This is a genomic window from Providencia sp. (assembly GCF_040396775.1).
In the GTDB taxonomy this organism is placed as follows: Bacteria; Pseudomonadota; Gammaproteobacteria; order Enterobacterales; family Enterobacteriaceae; genus Providencia.
The window spans coordinates 95,046-111,445 of record NZ_JBEBNT010000013.1 but is presented as its reverse complement, the minus strand read 5'-3'; the positions used below and the strand labels follow the sequence as shown (position 1 = coordinate 111,445).

Sequence of the window (16,400 nt, the reverse complement as noted above, 5' to 3'; positions counted from 1 at the left end):
TCTCTCATTCAACACGCTTAATTACTCTAAATAATTCGAGTTGCAAGAAGGCGGCAATCGGAGCTATCCCAAGGAGCATACATAAGTATGTGACTTGGGTTGCGCAGTGCAGCCAATACACTTGCAGCTTGCTGTGAAACCTTGCGCTGTCTCTCATTCAACACGCTTAATTACTCTAAATAATTCGAGTTGCAAGAAGGCGGCTATCGGATCTATCCCAAGGAGCATACATAAGTATGTGACTTGGGTTGCGCAGTGCAGCCAACACACTTGCAGCTTGAAGTATGACGAGTAATTGGAGTATGACGACTAATTAGTTAAATATCTGCTAATCAGCACACACTTCACTAGATTAATTGTTCTTTAAGATAGTTTCATCCATTTTTCATTAAGTTTTTGATAGTTGAGCTGTAACCACTGGATAGCAATGACTGTGGCTGCATTGTCGATGGTACCATTTTCTACCCACTGATAGGCCTGCTCTCGGCTGACAACGTGTACTTTGATATCTTCGTTTTCTGCGGCTAGGCCGTGAATACCTTTCGCTTGTGTGCTATCGACTTCACCAATAAACACGTGCATGCGCTCCGTCGTACCACCAGGACTTGAAAGGTAGCTGAGCGCTTTCTTTGTATGGCGAATTTCTAGGCCAGCCTCTTCTATTGCTTCACGGCGAATAACCTTTTCTGGGGATTCATTTTCTTCAATCATCCCTGCAACAGCTTCGAGCAACCATGGCGTTTCGCTCGTTTCTATTGCTGGGAAACGAATTTGTTCAATTAACACGACATTATCGGTTTGGGGATCATAAGGTAAAACTACCCCTGCGTGACCGCGCTCAAAAACCTCACGGCGAATTTCATTACTCCATCCACCCGCAAACAACCGATGGCGAAATCGGTATTCAATCATTTGAAAAAAACCGTTAAATAATTTACGCTTGGATATAATTTCAACATCGTTTTTGCCAAATTTAATTGGCTGTTCTATTTTATTTGTCATTGCATTCTCCAAACTCATTAATTTCCATCTTAAGGAAATAATTGTGGATTAAAACTGTTTTTAAGGTTTTTTAACCTCAGATGAGGTAATGTTTAATGAAATTGAGACAAAATGGCACAAAAGGCTACCGTTAATTCAAACGAACCTCTGCTACAATAAGCGCCATTATTCAAATCTAAGAGCAACAATAGGGTCTGTTTTTTTCATAACTGTCTCTAAAACGCATTTTTTATATCAATCGCCTAAATTAGGCATGGTACGTTTTAGGCAACAGACTCAACATAATTTGCTGTTTAATCAAGGAATCAAAATGAAGAAACTGCTTCCCCTTTTAATTGCGATGAGTTTTGTGGGTCTCAGTACCAATAGCTTCGCAGACGATTTACTGCAGGTTTACCAAAAATCGAAAGAAAGTAACCCTGAGTTAAGAAAATCATTGGCTGAACGTAATCAGGCTTTTGAAAAAATTAATGAAGCTCGTAGCCCATTATTACCTCAATTAGGTTTAGGTGCAGGGGCTAGCTATGGCAGCGGTTACCGTGATGCGAATAATACCGAAAGCACTGGTTTAAATGCATCACTGAAATTAACACAAACTGTTTTTGACATGTCTAAATGGCGTTTGCTAAGCATGCAAGAAAAAACAGCAGGTATTTCTGATGTCACTTACCAAACCAGCCAGCAGCAATTAATTTTAGATACGGCAACTGCATACTTTAACGTTCTAAAAGCAATTGATGCGCTATCTTATATTGAAGCGAATAAAGAAGCCGTTTATCGCCAATTAGACCAAGTTACCCAACGCTTTAACGTTGGCCTTGTTGCAATAACTGACGTGCAAAACGCTCGTGCCAACTACGATAGCGTTATCGCACAAGAAGTTGCGGGTCGTAACGACTTAGAAAATGCGATTGAAAAACTGCGTCAAGTCAGCGGTGTGTACTATAACCAACTGGCATCTTTAAATATCGATCGTTTTAAAACTACTGAGCTGGGCGATATCAACGCTATCTTAAAAGAAGCGGAAGAACGTAACCTTAGCCTATTAAGTGCCCGCTTGGCTCAAGACGTTTCTCGTGAAAACATCCGTTTAGCAGAAACAGGTCATATGCCAACAGTTAGCCTTGATGCGTCAACCGCGGTGACTAATACCTATAACCACGGCAGTGGTTACAACAATAGCTTAACAGGTAAAGGCGCAAGCAACAGCTATAATGGGCAAAACAGCATTGGCTTAAACTTAAGTATTCCACTGTATAGTGGTGGTGCGACTAGCTCACAAGTTGAACAAGCACAATATGGCTTCCAAGGCGCAAGCGAGCAGTTGGAAAGCGTTTACCGTAATGTAGTTCAGTTAGTTCGTTCATCATTTAATAACGTCTCTTCATCTATCAGTAGCATCAATGCATACAAACAAGTGGTTGTCTCTGCACAAAGCTCATTAGATGCAATGGAAGCCGGTTATCAAGTCGGTACACGTACGATTGTTGACGTATTAACATCAACAACCGCACTGTATCAAGCGAAGCAAAATCTATCTAACGCGCGTTATGATTATATGATTAACCAGCTGAATATTGAATTTGCTCGCGGTACGTTAAACGAAGATGACATTGCGCGCTTAAATGCGAACTTAGGCAAAGAAATTTCCACTGAGCCAAGCAGCATTATCCGTAATACTAATGCGCCTAAAATTAAATAACTTACTCATTTAGTTTAGACAAATAAAATGACCCGCTGCTTTCGCGGGTCATTTTTTATCAAAGTTCAAAGAAAACAACTTAAATCACTCGTTCTGCTCGAATTGAATCAGTTAAAACCGTTTTACCTTCTCTCATTTGTAAAATTCAGCCAATTCTCACTTTAGTTATTATCAAATCGCACAAAAAACAGCCTTATATTAATTAATTGATATTCAATGAAAATATTCATTTTTCTTTTCGGTTTTAATCTACCATTTCTCAAAAAAGATAAGAAAGTTACAAAAATGATAATTTCAATCTATTTCTGCCATATTTCTGCTTTAATTTTCGGCGGTTATCCCCTATCCTAGAGATAACTTATAAAACATCTTACTTAAATCTTATTCAGGGTAATTACCATGACCATGAAGCGCACCAAAGATATTAATCAAAACGCCTTCCGCAAGTCTTGGCGTTCATACCGCTTAGCGCCTGTCGCAGTCGCTGTCAGTGCGGTATTTATGCTTTCTGCCTGTGAAGAAAGCGATGAAACGGTATCTCTGTATACCAATGCACAAGATTGCAGCCAAGCAAATCCATCTCAAGCGGATCAATGTACTCTCGCTTACAACAATGCATTACAAGAAGCCGCAAAAACTGCGCCTAAATATGAAACGCAAGCTGACTGTATTGCTGAATTTGGTGAGTCTATGTGTACTCAAGCCCCGGCTCAAGCAGGTCTTGCAGGAACTAGCTCAACGAATGGTGAGCAGACAGCACAAGCACAAAGCAGCGGCGGCAGCATGTGGATGCCACTCATGATGGGTTACATGATGGGTCGTATGATGGGCGGTAGCGCAGCATCTCAGCCACTATTTAGCTCTAAAAATCCAGCAAGCCCAGCAAACGGTAAGTTTGTTGATGCATCAGGTAAAAGCTATGGTCCTGCAGTTGCAGGTGGCCGTTCAATGAGCGTACCAAAAACAGCAATGGCACCTAAGCCACCGACCACATCAACCGTAACGCGTGGTGGTTTTGGTGACACCGTCAATAAACAAGCGATGGCACAACGTTCGTCTTCATCGGCAAAATCAACTTCATCTTCCCGTTCAATGGGTGGTTGATCCGTAATGAAACGAGTTCCTATTGTTGAGCGCCCGAATTGGCGTGAAAAAGCATCTGAGTTTGGTTTTGAATTTCACACCATGTACGGTGAACCGTACTGGTCTGAAGATGCGTATTATCAATTCACTCTGGCACAAATCGACGAAATCGAAGATGCAACTGCTGAACTGCATCAAATGTGCTTAAAAGTGGTTGAACGTGTTATTGAAAGTGACGAATTACTGGCACGCTTTCAAATTCCTAAGCACTGTTGGGAGTTTGTTCGTAGCTCATGGAAAAGCGAACAGCCTTCATTATATTCAAGGCTTGACCTTGCCTACGATGGCGTTAATCCGCCAAAGTTACTGGAAAATAACGCTGATACGCCAACATCTTTATATGAATCAGCATTCTTCCAATGGATCTGGTTAGAAGATCAAATTGAAGCGGGCAAACTACCTGAAAATGCGGATCAATTTAACAGCATTCAAGAACAGTTGATCGAACGTTTTACTCAGCTTAAAGATCAATACGGTTTTCGTTTGCTGCACATGTCTTGCTGTCGTGACACTGAAGAAGACCGCGGCACAGTACAATATTTGCAAGACTGTGCCAACGAGGCGGGCGTTGCCACCGAGTTCTTATATATTGATGAAATCGGTTTAGGTGAAAGAGGCGAATTCACAGATACACAAGATCAGGTTATCAGTAATCTGTTTAAGCTGTATCCATGGGAATTTATGCTACGTGAAATTTTCTCTACCAAGCTGCAAGATGCTGGCGTTCGTTGGCTAGAGCCTGCGTGGAAGAGCATTATTTCGAACAAAGCGTTGCTACCGATGTTATGGGAAATGTTCCCTGATCATCCAAACCTGCTTCCGGCTTATTTTGCCGATGGCAAAACACAGCCTGAGCTCGATAAATATGTGATTAAACCGTTGTTTTCACGTGAAGGTGCAAATATCCGTATTATTGAAAATGGCAAAGAAATTGCCGCTGCGGATGGCCCATATGGTGAAGAGGGGATGATTATTCAACAATTCCACCCACTACCGCAATTTGAAGGTAGTTATACCTTAGTAGGAAGTTGGTTGGTGAATGATCAACCTGCGGGAATTTGTATTCGTGAAGATAAAGAGCTGATCACTCAAGATCTGTCTCGTTTCTATCCACATACAATCATCGACTGATCAATAGCTAGATTATAAAAGCCCAAACAATTGATTTTGTTTGGGCTTTTTTATGTCTTAAAAAATATGACAACCTAAAATATCCGTACGATTGCCTTGAAATGCAAAGATAAAACGCCTCTAAACACAATGAAGGCACTCCTCTAAATAGTTCGAGTTAGCGCAAGGCGGCAAAACAAAGCTATCCCTAGGAGCATACATAAGTATGTGACTAGGGTAGCGGCGTGAAGCCAACGCAGTGATCACTTGAAATATGACGAGGAAGAGCCAACGCAGTGATCACTTGAAGCATGACGAGGAAGAGCCAACGATGACCGACATCATACTTAACGATGCCGACACAATTCCTTCAATCGGTGTGCTTACCTCTTCTTCACCATCCCAAGTTCCTAAGATTGGTAAAATTGGTAAGTAGTGCTCCGCCGATGGGTTTGATAATTTGCCATCTTCCCTTTCTAGCCCTTTAGTGAGCGGATGCGGGATCATTTTACTTTGCAAGTTATCGTAGACAAATTGTTCAAAAGATAAAGCCCATGGATAAGGCTCTGCCTGTGCATTTTGCCAATCCATGGCGCGCAGATTATGCACCACATTACCACTACCCATGATAAGCACGCCTTGCTCTCTAAGTACCGCCAATTTTTTACCTAATTCGTGGTGCCAAATCGCAGGTTTTGTTCCATCAATACTTAATTGGATCACAGGAATATCCGCTTCTGGGTACATGCGCACTAAAATTTCCCATGTCCCGTGGTCAAGTCCCCACTCTTCCTTATCAAGGTAAATAGGTTCTGGCGCTAATAAATTTGCAACCTGTTGGGCAAGTTCTGGTGAACCGGGTGCTGGGTATTCAATTTGGTATAAAGCTTCTGGAAACCCACCAAAATCATGAATCGTTTTAGGTTTTAACATCGAGGTCACCGCCGTACCACGGGTATACCAGTGTGCTGAAATCACCAATACCGCATTTGGACGGGGTAAGGTTTTGCCGAGCTGTTCCCACGCTTTGGTATAAGGATTGTCCTCGATAGCATTCATTGGGCTACCGTGACCTATAAAAATCGCGGGGATCTTGTTATTTACGACTGAAGTATTTACCGACATGATGATTTCAACTCCAACTCAATTAGTTTCTGCTTACAGCATACGCTTTTGTGCGAAAAACACAGTGGCCTAATTATGAGTATGATCATCAAAAAAATTGAAAAGGCCACGAGGTGTGCAACTCAGTGGCCTTAATAAGATTCTATATGCTTAACGTATTACCAATAAATTAAATAACTTAGCTTAAATTAGCCTATTCATATTTAAGTTAAAAAAACGAACTCTTCCTCGAAATACAATGAGGACATTCCTCTAAATAGTTCGAGTTAGCGCAAGGCGGCAAACGAAGTCATTCTTAGGAGCATACATAAGTATGTGACTAAGATGACTAAGAGAAGCCAACGCAGTGATCACTCGAAATATGACGAGGATATTCCTCTAAATAGTTCGAGTTGTGACTAGGCGGCAAACGAAGTCATTCTTAGGAGCATACATAAGTATGTGACTAAGATGACTAAGAGAAGCCAACGCAGTGATCACTCGAAATATGACGAGGATATTCCTCTAAATAGTTCGAGTTGTGACTAGGCGGCAAACGAAGTCATTCTTAGGAGCATACATAAGTATGTGACTAAGATGACTAAGAGAAGCCAACGCAGTGATCACTCGAAATATGACGAGGATATTCATCTAAATAGTTCGAGTTGTGACTAGGCGGCAAACGCAGTCACTCTTAGGAGCATACATAAGTATGTGACTAAGATGACTAAGTGAAGCCAACACCGCCACCGCTTGAAATACGACGAAGACATCCTCTAAATAGTTCGAGTTGTGGCTAGGCGGCGAACGAAGTCATTCTTAGGAGCATACACAAGTATGTGACTAAGATGACTGCGTGAAGCCAACAACGCCACAGCGCGAAATATGACGAGGATCAGCTCGCTTTCTTTTCGTGCTGCAAACGATATTGTACTAAATCCTCTATAGTCACTACCGTCAGGCCATGTTGCTTACCAAATGCCGCCACGTCTGGTGTGCGAGCCATTGAGCCATCATCGTTGGTCAACTCACATAACACACCTGCGGGTTTGAAGCCTGCTAATGAAGCTAAATCGATGGACGCTTCTGTATGACCTCGGCGTGCTAATACACCGCCTTCACGACCTCGCAATGGAAAAACGTGGCCAGGGTGGTTTAGGTCTGCTGGCACTGCGTTATCCGCAATCGCAGCACGAATAGTTGTAATACGGTCTGCGGCTGAAACCCCTGTGGTGACACCATTTGCTGCTTCAATCGTCACGGTAAAGCCCGTTTGATTTTGGCTGGTGTTATTTTCCACCATCATTGGTAGTTCCAGTTTTTTGCGACACTCTTCAGTGATGCACAAGCACACAATACCGCTGCTATAGCGAATGGTGAATGCCATTTGCTCTGCAGTCATAGTTTCTGCTGCAAAAACTAAATCGCCTTCGTTCTCACGATCTTCATCGTCCAGAACAAGAACACCTTGGCCTTGACGTAAGGCTTCGAGAGCTTTTTCAACACGTTCGATTGGATTACCGAATTCGGAAAGTAGCGTATGATCCATGGTAAAAACCTCTTAAATAGTTATTAACTAGTTACCAGAATCAAGGCAGTCTTAGGATTACGAGAAATGATGAATATATAAATTACCTACAAATGGCAACTTACCTATTCAGGTATGCAGAACATTATTGTGCATTGCCGCACAAAGATGCAGATACAGTTAATTCTCTCCCATCCGGACTATAACCGTCGGCTCCAGATTCACACTGGATCTGCTGACCTTTATCACCTAAATGATAAAGCGCTCGCGGGCTTCATGCGCGTTGCATGTTACCGCCGGTGGGGACTTTCACCCCGCCCTGAGATAAACGCAATTAATATAACGCCAATAATTCTACTACGCAACGGTGCTTTTCAAAATTGGCGAGCCTCTCACACTTTTGGTCAAAAAATATGAATAAAAACCTAGAGTTATCAGGGGTAATTAAAAGTACAGATATTACCAACGTCCCTATTATGGTATGAAAAGCAGAATAAGGCGTAAATTGTCCTAAATATCAGGCCAAATACCATACTTAACTAAAATAATTTATTAACTTGTATAATAATACCCAACAATAAAAACGCAATTTAAGGAATATTGGAGTGAAAAAGTTTCGTTTTATTTTTCCTATTTTTTTAGTGGTCGGCATCTTATTTTTAATCGGAACGGCTTTTGCGCTTTATTCCAGTATGGATATGGCAAAAAATGGCATCAAAACAACAGGAATAATCACTGATCTCGATATTAGTGTTTCGGAAGATAAATCAAAAACCTATTTTCCAATTATCGAATTTACCACCCAAGAAAATCAACAAATCGAGTTTCGCTCATCAATGGGGAGTAGCAGTTACCGAAACAGCATCGGTCAATCCATTGATATTCTTTATAACCCTACAAATCCACAAGGTGCCATTATTGATTCGCTCTTTGGCGTATATGGTCTGAGTATTATTCTGGGGATTTTCGGCGGTGTATTTACGTTAATTGGCGGCATTCCTGTTTTGCTCGGTGCCGCCAGTAAGAAAAAAAGCACCCGTTTGTTGCGTGAAGGTACGCCAATTCAAGTCAAAATCACGGGCGTTGAAGAAAATACCCTGATTCAAGTGAATAGGCGTTCTCCTTACCAAATTATTGCAGATGTGCATGATAAAAGTACAAATTCAATTAAGCGTTATAAAAGTGAGAATATTTATTTCGACCCATCGCCTTATATTGATAGGGAAAATGTGACCATTTACCTCGATAAAAGTAATGCCAGTAAATACTACATGGACATCCGTTTTTTACCTGAATTGAAATAACCTTAAAGTGACCATCTTGGATAATTCAACCTTCAAGATGGTCATTTTCCCCTCAGACTCATTCCCCCTTGCCCCCTTGTACGCAAGTATCATCTGGAAACAGGAAAAGAGTTTATTACCACGACAAGAGGTATTACACTACCCCCAACTCATTTCTTAAAAAATTTAAGGACCCGCGAATGCTCGATCCGAAAAAACTTGAACAAGTTGCTCGCCAAATTCAAGGTGCATTACCCCAAGGCGTACGTGATTTAGGTGAAGACTTTGATAAAAAACTGCGCTCACTGTTACAGTCACAACTCGGCAAATTAGACTTAGTCAGCCGTGAAGAGTTTGATATTCAAACTCAAGTGTTGTTACGCACTCGCGAAAAGTTAGCTAAAATGGAACAACGCATCAGTGCCCTTGAAGCCAGCTTAAGTACTGAAGAAAAAACAGCTGAATAAACCGAATTGTGACGCCCTCGTTGGCGTCACATTTTACTAATTAGACATTAATTCGCGTTCTAATAACTGTACGATATACTGATTTTTAGAGATCTTATGGGCTGTTGTTGCAGCATTTAAATAAGCTTCCAAGCGGCTAGGATAACGCAACGTGAATGACTTCACGGTATCTTCATCTTTAAATGGCGGTATTCCTTCCTCACGACAGCTTTCAATATAGTCACTTAATGAGATTTGCCCTTCTTTTTTCAGCCCTTCAATACTATCGGAAACAAAATCACAATAACCACTCACATCTAAAAATTGACCGCGAAATGCTTTAATGTCTGCTTCATAGGTGACAGAAGCAGGATGCCCATTGATTGTCATGACATTACTGCTTTTAATCATATTCCCCCCTATTATGTTTTCTAACCATTCACGTAATCCATTAACCGCGCCTTTATCCATTGTGTTCCCCGGATGAGGTTGGTGTGTCAGAAACAACGAACCACATAAAATAAACCTGCGTCGTGAGCCGTTACCCTTTTTGATTTGACCACCTAGATGATTGATTAAACTGAGTACATCATCCCACCTAATGGCTGATTTAGGTGAGATGGTCAGTATATCAACCATGGTTTTCCGGTGCTTAGCACTCAATTCCCTGATTTTGATCATCGTCTATTCCATGACGTCATTAACTGATATCAAATTAAGATAAAAACACAAATGACGTCAATAGATGACGTCATTGTTATTTAAAACCATTAAATAATAAAAAACCCAGCTTCGGCATATCACCAAAGCTGGGTCATCAATCATTAAGGAACTAATCAGTGATTAGCTGGTTTTCATAATATTTTTAATAATGTTTGTCGTTGAAATACCATCTTCGAAATTAAGCACTTTGACTTCACCACCCGCAGCCCAAACCTCAGCACTGCCTGCGATATCTTCAGGGCGATAGTCGCCACCTTTAACCAGAATGTCAGGTAGAACTTCCGCAATTAAACGTTGCGGCGTGTCCTCTTCAAAAGCCACGACCCAATCGACAGCCCCTAGCGCACCTAAAACAATCATGCGTTGCTCTAATGGGTTCACTGGGCGAGTTTCACCTTTAAGGCGACGCGTTGATGCATCACTATTTACTGCAACAATCAGTCTATCACCCAGCTTACGTGCATTAGCTAAATACGAAACATGGCCTGCGTGCAAAATATCAAAGCACCCGTTAGTCATCACCACGCACTCACCACGTTGCCTTGCATTGGCAACCGCTTGTTTGAGCTCGCTTTCGGTCATCACACCAAAGCCCGTATCTGCACGGCCACGGATCGCATTTTCCAATTCGATAGGGGAAACGGTGGATGTCCCAAGTTTACCAACAACAACACCCGCTGCCGCATTTGCTAACGCACAAGCTTCGTGTAATGGACGACCAGATGCAATTGATGCCGCTAATACACCAATGACCGTATCCCCCGCCCCCGTGACATCAAACACTTCTTGTGCTTGTGTTGGCAGATGCAATGGCGCTTCATCACGGCGGATCAGGCTCATGCCTTGCTCTGAACGCGTGATCAATAACGCTTTTAATTCCAATGAATTAAGTAGCGCCATCCCTTTTTCTTCAACATCTTGATTTGTCTTGCAAGGCCCAACGATGGCCTCAAACTCAGACATATTTGGCGTTAATAATGTTGCACCACGGTAGCGTTCAAAATTGCTGCCTTTCGGGTCAATCAATACGGGCACACCCGCCTTATTCGCTAACGCTATCATTTTTTCAACGTGGGTTAATGCGCCTTTCGCATAATCAGATAGCACTAATGCACCGATGTGAGGCAAAGCTTGTTCAATACGCTCTAAAACAGGCGCCACATCGACGTTGTCAAAACCTTCTTCAAAATCAAGGCGAATTAGCTGCTGGTTACGAGACAGCACCCGTAACTTTGTAATCGTTGGATGTGTTGGGATAGCAACAAAATCACAGCGAACTTGTACAGCATTTAAGTTTTCCGTTAATGCTTTTGCAGCATCATCAATCCCTGTTAAGCCGACAAGGCGAGAGTTTGCCCCCAATGATGCAATATTCATCGCGACGTTTGCCGCGCCACCTGGGCGTTCTTCTACCATCGTGACTTTCACCACTGGCACAGGGGCTTCGGGGGAAATACGGTTTGCAGGGCCATGCCAATAACGGTCTAACATCACGTCGCCAACTACCAGCACACCGGCTTTTTTGTAATCCGGAAGAGTTACTTTCATCCTGCACTCCAGTTTTAAAAAGGAAATTTGATCATAATTAGCTAATTAGCATATTACGCTAATTAGCTAAATAAAATACGTTTTAACTCATTCACCTAGCCATTTTTGCCAACTGGCTAACACTTGCTCACGTTGCTCTGCAAATTGGCTCATATCTACACGACTAGGTAATGACTGCAAAGCTAAGTGATGCAATTCATTGCGCATGGTGACATAGGCCTGAGTTAATGTGTTAGCTTCTTCATCCGACATAAAATCGTACTGTGCCATCAGTTCAAAAATACGCACATTGTCAGACCAACGCGTTAATGCTTTGTTTTGTGAGGCAAAGCGCAACACCAAATATTGCGCGATAAACTCAATATCCGTGATCCCACCAGGGTCAGCCTTTAAATCAAACTCATTGGCTTGGTGGCTGCCTAAATGCTGGTGCATTTTTACTCGCATGTCCCGCACTTGCTGTTGCAGTGTGTGCGCCTCTCTTGGCAAGCACAGAGTTTCATGGCGAATTCGGGTAAATTGCTGTTGTAATTCAACATCACCAAATATCATTCGAGCACGAATAAGCGCTTGGTGTTCCCATGTCCACGCATCATTTTTTTGGTAATCATCAAAGGATTGAATAGTACTGACTAGCATCCCTGATTCCCCTGATGGCCTTAATCGGGCATCCACTTCATAGAGAACCCCTGATGCCGTACGCGTACTGAATAAGTGAATAATGCGCTGTGCAACACGCAAATAAAACTGCCTTGCATCAATAGAGCGCTCACCAATAGTGACCACATTCAAGGGGCAATCAAACAGAAAAACCAAATCTAAATCAGAGCTATAGCCTAACTCCCAGCCCCCCAGCTTACCGTAGCCTAATACAGCAAAGCCATATTGCTTGCTATCACCTTGCGCTAAATGGGCAGGTTCACCGTAGCGCTTCACCATTTTTTGCCATGCTTGATGAACAACAGCATCAATAATCGCTTCTGCAAGGTAGGTTAAGTGATCGCTGACTTTCATGACAGGCAGCACGCCAGAAATATCTTCCGCAGCAATTCGCAAGAGTTGTGCTTGTTTAAATTGGCGCAATGCTTCCAACTGCTGCTCTTCATCCTCTTCAGGCACACGCATCAAATATTGGCGTAATTCATCGCGATACGCTGTTAATGGAAGAGGCTGATAAAGCGATTGTGGGTCAAGTAATTCGTCGAGAAGCAAAGGATGGAGAGAGAGCTGCTCAGCAATCATTGGCGAGGCAGCACACAAACGAATAACGTGGGTCAGCACCTCGTCAAATTCAAGCATTAACTCAAGGTAAGTGGTTCTGCTGACAATGCTTAGCAACAGTGGCGTAATACGCTCAAGGACTTGCCCTGCATCATCGCGTTCACCAATTTTTGCCAATAACTTGGGCATGAGCTCATCAAGAACATCACGTCCTCGAGGCCCTATAGTGCGTTTGTTCAAGTCATGGCGGAACATTAAAATACCATGAATGATCCGCTGCGCAATATCCTCACTCTGGGAAGGTAAGTAGGCGGCAAGTTCTTCTTTAGATAGGTCGCTTTGCCACAATGTGATGTAAATTTCATCGAAATTACCCGCATCTTCACCATCGTCATCTTGCCCAATTTGCTCCGCAAATATGTGGTGAACTGCCGCCATTTTTTGGTTTAGCAATGCGTAAAAATCCGCCCAGTTGGCAAAATTCATTCCCCATGCTAAACGCGCTTGATTGAGTGCATTGTCAGGAAGTGTCTGAGTTTGTTGGTCGTCAATACTTTGCAGCAAATTCTCCACTCTACGCAGAAAAATGTAGCTATCTTGCAAGATATTGACCTGATTGTCTGGTAATAAAGCAAGTTCGCGGATCCCTTGAAACGTGGAAAATAGTGATTGTGATTGTAAAACGGGTTCACGCCCTCCGCGGATCAACTGAAAAACTTGGGAAATAAACTCAATTTCACGGATCCCTCCAGCCCCCAGTTTGATGTTATCCACCAAACCACGGCGGCGAACCTCTCGCTCAATCATATTTTTCATATTGCGCAGGGACTGGATCACGCTGAAATCAATATAGCGGCGATAAACAAACGGACGCAATAATTTACGCAAGCTTTCGGCGTAATGCAGGCTATCGGGCCCCATAATTCGCGCTTTGACCATCGCATAACGTTCCCAATCACGCCCTTGTTCTTGGTAATAATCTTCCAGCGCTGAAAAGCTGAACACGAGCGGACCACTGTCGCCAAACGGGCGCAAACGCATGTCCACTCGATAAACAAAACCGTGGGCGGTTACTTGATCGAGCATGCGGATCAGTTTTTGCCCTAAGCGGGTAAAGAATTGCGCATTATCGAGCTCTTTACGGCCACCTTGCGTAACACCGTTTTCAGGATAGGCAAAAATAAGGTCAATATCGGAAGAAAAATTCAGCTCTCGCCCACCCAACTTCCCCATTCCCAGAACTAACAGCGGTTGTGGTTTTCCTTCGTGGTTACAAGGCGTTCCCCACTGCTGGCTATATTCTTGATACAGCCAATTCCTTGCTGCAACAATCAAGGTTTCCGCTAACACACTGAGTTGATAAATGGTGTCTTGCTGCGAACACACTGCCAATACTTGCATCCACGTACAGCGTACTAATATTTGGTGACGGAACGTGCGCAGCACCTGCATTAAATGATCTTCGCTTGAAACAGATGAAACACTGTCCGCTAGCCAAGTCTCATAATGTTGCCATTCGTCTGCCTTCGGTGGGTTCGCGCGGATATCCAATAGAAACTGTGAATGCGCAAGAACCTGTTTAAGTGCAAAATCACTAAAAGAGAGCACTTGTGCTTCATCTTCACTCAAAGGCAATAAATCAGGCGCTTGGCCAGCTAACTGATTTAAAACACGTTCTTTTTGGGCTCGGAGTAAATCAGGCTGTGGATGCATGTTGTTCGGATCCTAGTGATCTTCTTGGTAAGTTAATGCACTTAACCATTGAATAAAGGCCAGCTTACATTTTAACCACTGACTGCTATAACAAAAATCATCTGCACTGATGTCTTCATTCGCAATATCCAAGCGTAATTGGTCTAACGGTATGTCATGGATAAAATGTGGGGCTGAGTTTTGATAATGCACCAAAAAAGCTTGAACAAAGCGCAAGAACTCCACAAAACCGTGGCGCGCATCGTTTTCACCAGCTAACCAATACGTTTCATGTTGCTGGCACAATAACTGCATATGTGTCAGCGATTTTTCAATAGGCTGTTCTTCATAATCAAATAGTGAATCAGGGCGTGTTAATAGCGCTTTAGTCGGTGAAAGCAGGGAATAACCTCGAGCCGCTTTACTTAAGGAAGACAAATATAACCCATCAATATCAGCAAATTTTTTCGCTAAATTAAGCACATCCGCAATGAAACCTTTTTTGAGTTCTAACTCAAACTCCTGAATAGGCAGATCTTTTGCACCTACACAGATTTCACCTTGGTCAAGCACCACTTCAATTTCGCTGTCTTCAAAGGTGACTAGCCATTTTTCACGCGTAAAGTTGGTGCTAAACAACACACTGAGTTCAGATTGTAATGCTGCAACATCCGTGCCTTCTGGCCAAATTTCGTCAGGGAAAGCGCCAAGATCCAGCTCAGGGGAATCAATATCGACATTGTATTCTGGGCGTTGATGTAAACCACCAATCGCCTGCCCCGCCGTTTTCATCGTCATTTCATAACGCCCATCGCAACCACGAATACGTAGCCCCATATCCCATTGACGTAATTGCCTTTGTGGCGTGTCAAAATAAATATTGGTTAACTTCGTTGGCTCACTGTATTGATGGGGCAATGTCGATATACTCTGACGAACAGCCTCTATGGCCTCACTTTTGGCGGCTAATTTGAGTTCAACCTCGACGTGGCTCATACATATCCTTATTTGATAATTTCACTGCACTCATCTTACCCCAATCAAGCGATGCTGAGAAAAGAATCTGTATTGAAATCAAAAATTCTCTCTGCCAGATTTCTTTTAGAGAGTTATCTTGAAAAAAGGGTAAAAATAAGGGTAATTTAGACAGTTAGGATAGTTCTCATTATCCTTTAGAGGACCAAGACATCGGTGTTTAGGGTTTGCACCCTGCCACTTTACTTATTAGTATTCAATGAATACCACATTCATTCACCACCAAAAGACTGTAAATACCATGCGAAAAATTCCATTATTATTAATTTCAATCATGGGGCTAGGCCTTTCCTTCAACACACAAGCAGCAGAAAAACGTTATGTTTCAGATGACTTATCAACATATGTTCATAGCGGCCCTGGCACAAAATATCGTATCGTAGGAACGCTTAACGCAGGGGAAGAAGTTGAGCTGATTTCCACTGATAGCAAGTTTGCTCAGGTACGTGATGATAAAGGCAGAACAGTTTGGCTACCGGTTGATCAGCTTAGTAATAAACAAAGTATGAAAACCCGGATTCCCGAATTGGAAGCCGAAAATCAAAAACTCCGTCAGCAGTTAGATAATATTGATGGTACGTGGAACACTCGCACCGCCGATATGCAACAAAAAGTGGCAGACAATGACAATATCGTTCGCCAACTGAAAGCGGAAAATGAAAAATTAAAGAATGAATTAATTAAGTCTGGTAAAAAACTCGAAATTGCTGAGGTGAACCTTGATGATCGCCGCCGTGAATTGATTTTACAATGGTTTATGTATGGTGGTGGTGTGGCAGGCGCAGGCTTAATTTTAGGTTTAATTTTACCGCACCTCATTCCACGTCGTAAAAAACGTAATGATGGCTGGGTGTAATTAAGGT

At 42.5% G+C, this 16,400-nt stretch carries 13 protein-coding genes, 1 pseudogene and 1 riboswitch; of the genes and pseudogenes, 6 read left to right on the top strand and 8 right to left on the bottom strand.

Translation table 11 applies throughout. From position 1 onward, the window contains the following. Positions 1–363: 363 nt before the first annotated feature. Positions 364–1,002 (bottom strand): ADP-ribose diphosphatase, encoded by a 639-nt coding sequence (gene nudF / locus ABWP91_RS14300; RefSeq protein ID WP_353243801.1) that lies wholly within the window; start codon positions 1,000–1,002, stop codon positions 364–366. Between the two features lie 310 nt (positions 1,003–1,312). Between nudF and tolC the strand changes: the two genes are divergently transcribed. The 3 genes from tolC to ABWP91_RS14285 all read left to right on the top strand — a co-directional run bounded on the left by tolC (position 1,313) and on the right by ABWP91_RS14285 (position 4,978). Beyond that, the gene (gene tolC / locus ABWP91_RS14295) at positions 1,313–2,704 is read left to right on the top strand and encodes an outer membrane channel protein TolC (protein ID WP_353243800.1); all 1,392 of its coding nucleotides are present in this window, start codon (positions 1,313–1,315) and stop codon (positions 2,702–2,704) included. A 399-nt stretch (positions 2,705–3,103) separates the two neighbouring features. Continuing rightward, a complete protein-coding gene (locus ABWP91_RS14290) occupies positions 3,104–3,808 on the top strand; it encodes a DUF1190 family protein (protein ID WP_353243799.1) in 705 nt (234 codons plus the stop codon). 6 nt (positions 3,809–3,814) lie between these two features. Further along, on the top strand, positions 3,815–4,978 hold the full coding sequence (locus ABWP91_RS14285) for a glutathionylspermidine synthase family protein (RefSeq protein WP_219244447.1): 1,164 nt from the start codon (positions 3,815–3,817) through the stop codon (positions 4,976–4,978). Between the two features lie 279 nt (positions 4,979–5,257). Here the strand turns inward: ABWP91_RS14285 and ygiD are convergent, their stop codons facing one another. Further along, positions 5,258–6,082 (bottom strand): 4,5-DOPA-extradiol-dioxygenase, encoded by an 825-nt coding sequence (gene ygiD, locus ABWP91_RS14280; RefSeq protein WP_353243798.1) that lies wholly within the window; start codon positions 6,080–6,082, stop codon positions 5,258–5,260. An 874-nt stretch (positions 6,083–6,956) separates the two neighbouring features. Then, positions 6,957–7,610 (bottom strand): 3,4-dihydroxy-2-butanone-4-phosphate synthase, encoded by a 654-nt coding sequence (gene ribB / locus ABWP91_RS14275; protein WP_353243797.1) that lies wholly within the window; start codon positions 7,608–7,610, stop codon positions 6,957–6,959. Positions 7,611–7,768: 158 nt separating this feature from the next. Continuing rightward, positions 7,769–7,920, bottom strand: a riboswitch (FMN riboswitch). 274 nt (positions 7,921–8,194) lie between these two features. On the opposite strand from ribB, the gene ABWP91_RS14270 reads away from it, so the two are divergent. Further along, on the top strand, positions 8,195–8,893 hold the full coding sequence (locus tag ABWP91_RS14270) for a DUF3592 domain-containing protein (RefSeq protein WP_353243796.1): 699 nt from the start codon (positions 8,195–8,197) through the stop codon (positions 8,891–8,893). Positions 8,894–9,072: 179 nt separating this feature from the next. Beyond that, complete coding sequence (gene ubiK, locus ABWP91_RS14265) at positions 9,073–9,339, top strand: ubiquinone biosynthesis accessory factor UbiK (RefSeq protein ID WP_206083691.1); 267 nt, start codon at positions 9,073–9,075, stop codon at positions 9,337–9,339. Between the two features lie 36 nt (positions 9,340–9,375). Here the strand turns inward: ubiK and ABWP91_RS14260 are convergent, their stop codons facing one another. The 5 genes and pseudogenes from ABWP91_RS14260 to ABWP91_RS14240 form a co-directional block, all read right to left on the bottom strand. Then, positions 9,376–9,729 carry a type II toxin-antitoxin system HicB family antitoxin gene (locus ABWP91_RS14260; protein WP_353243805.1) on the bottom strand — a complete coding sequence of 118 codons (354 nt, stop codon included), beginning with the start codon at positions 9,727–9,729 and terminating at the stop codon, positions 9,376–9,378. 6 nt (positions 9,730–9,735) lie between these two features. Further along, a pseudogene (locus tag ABWP91_RS14255) lies at positions 9,736–9,999 on the bottom strand (type II toxin-antitoxin system HicA family toxin); the annotation flags it as partial. Between the two features lie 162 nt (positions 10,000–10,161). Beyond that, entirely contained in the window at positions 10,162–11,589 is a 1,428-nt protein-coding gene (gene hldE / locus ABWP91_RS14250) for a bifunctional D-glycero-beta-D-manno-heptose-7-phosphate kinase/D-glycero-beta-D-manno-heptose 1-phosphate adenylyltransferase HldE (protein WP_353243795.1), read from the bottom strand. Between the two features lie 87 nt (positions 11,590–11,676). Continuing rightward, on the bottom strand, positions 11,677–14,523 hold the full coding sequence (glnE, locus tag ABWP91_RS14245) for a bifunctional [glutamate--ammonia ligase]-adenylyl-L-tyrosine phosphorylase/[glutamate--ammonia-ligase] adenylyltransferase (RefSeq protein WP_353243794.1): 2,847 nt from the start codon (positions 14,521–14,523) through the stop codon (positions 11,677–11,679). A gap of 12 nt (positions 14,524–14,535) precedes the next feature. Continuing rightward, a complete protein-coding gene (locus ABWP91_RS14240; protein WP_353243793.1) occupies positions 14,536–15,498 on the bottom strand; it encodes a CYTH domain-containing protein in 963 nt (320 codons plus the stop codon). 280 nt (positions 15,499–15,778) lie between these two features. Between ABWP91_RS14240 and ABWP91_RS14235 the strand changes: the two genes are divergently transcribed. Beyond that, positions 15,779–16,393, top strand: coding sequence for a TIGR04211 family SH3 domain-containing protein (locus tag ABWP91_RS14235; protein WP_353243792.1), 615 nt, complete (start codon positions 15,779–15,781; stop codon positions 16,391–16,393). The last annotated feature ends 7 nt before the right edge of the window (positions 16,394–16,400 follow it).

Excerpts from the sequence above, each read along its gene's own strand:
- ubiK (WP_206083691.1), top strand. The coding sequence starts at position 9,073 with ATGCTCGATCCGAAAAAACTTGAACAAGTTGCTCGCCAAATTCAAGGT.
- ribB (WP_353243797.1), bottom strand. The coding sequence starts at position 7,610 with ATGGATCATACGCTACTTTCCGAATTCGGTAATCCAATCGAACGTGTT.
- hldE (WP_353243795.1), bottom strand. The coding sequence starts at position 11,589 with ATGAAAGTAACTCTTCCGGATTACAAAAAAGCCGGTGTGCTGGTAGTT.
- ABWP91_RS14260 (WP_353243805.1), bottom strand. The coding sequence starts at position 9,729 with ATGATTAAAAGCAGTAATGTCATGACAATCAATGGGCATCCTGCTTCT.
- ABWP91_RS14235 (WP_353243792.1), top strand. The coding sequence starts at position 15,779 with ATGCGAAAAATTCCATTATTATTAATTTCAATCATGGGGCTAGGCCTT.
- ABWP91_RS14290 (WP_353243799.1), top strand. The coding sequence starts at position 3,104 with ATGACCATGAAGCGCACCAAAGATATTAATCAAAACGCCTTCCGCAAG.
- tolC (WP_353243800.1), top strand. The coding sequence starts at position 1,313 with ATGAAGAAACTGCTTCCCCTTTTAATTGCGATGAGTTTTGTGGGTCTC.
- glnE (WP_353243794.1), bottom strand. The coding sequence starts at position 14,523 with ATGCATCCACAGCCTGATTTACTCCGAGCCCAAAAAGAACGTGTTTTA.
- ABWP91_RS14285 (WP_219244447.1), top strand. The coding sequence starts at position 3,815 with ATGAAACGAGTTCCTATTGTTGAGCGCCCGAATTGGCGTGAAAAAGCA.
- ABWP91_RS14240 (WP_353243793.1), bottom strand. The coding sequence starts at position 15,498 with ATGAGCCACGTCGAGGTTGAACTCAAATTAGCCGCCAAAAGTGAGGCC.
- nudF (WP_353243801.1), bottom strand. The coding sequence starts at position 1,002 with ATGACAAATAAAATAGAACAGCCAATTAAATTTGGCAAAAACGATGTT.
- ygiD (WP_353243798.1), bottom strand. The coding sequence starts at position 6,082 with ATGTCGGTAAATACTTCAGTCGTAAATAACAAGATCCCCGCGATTTTT.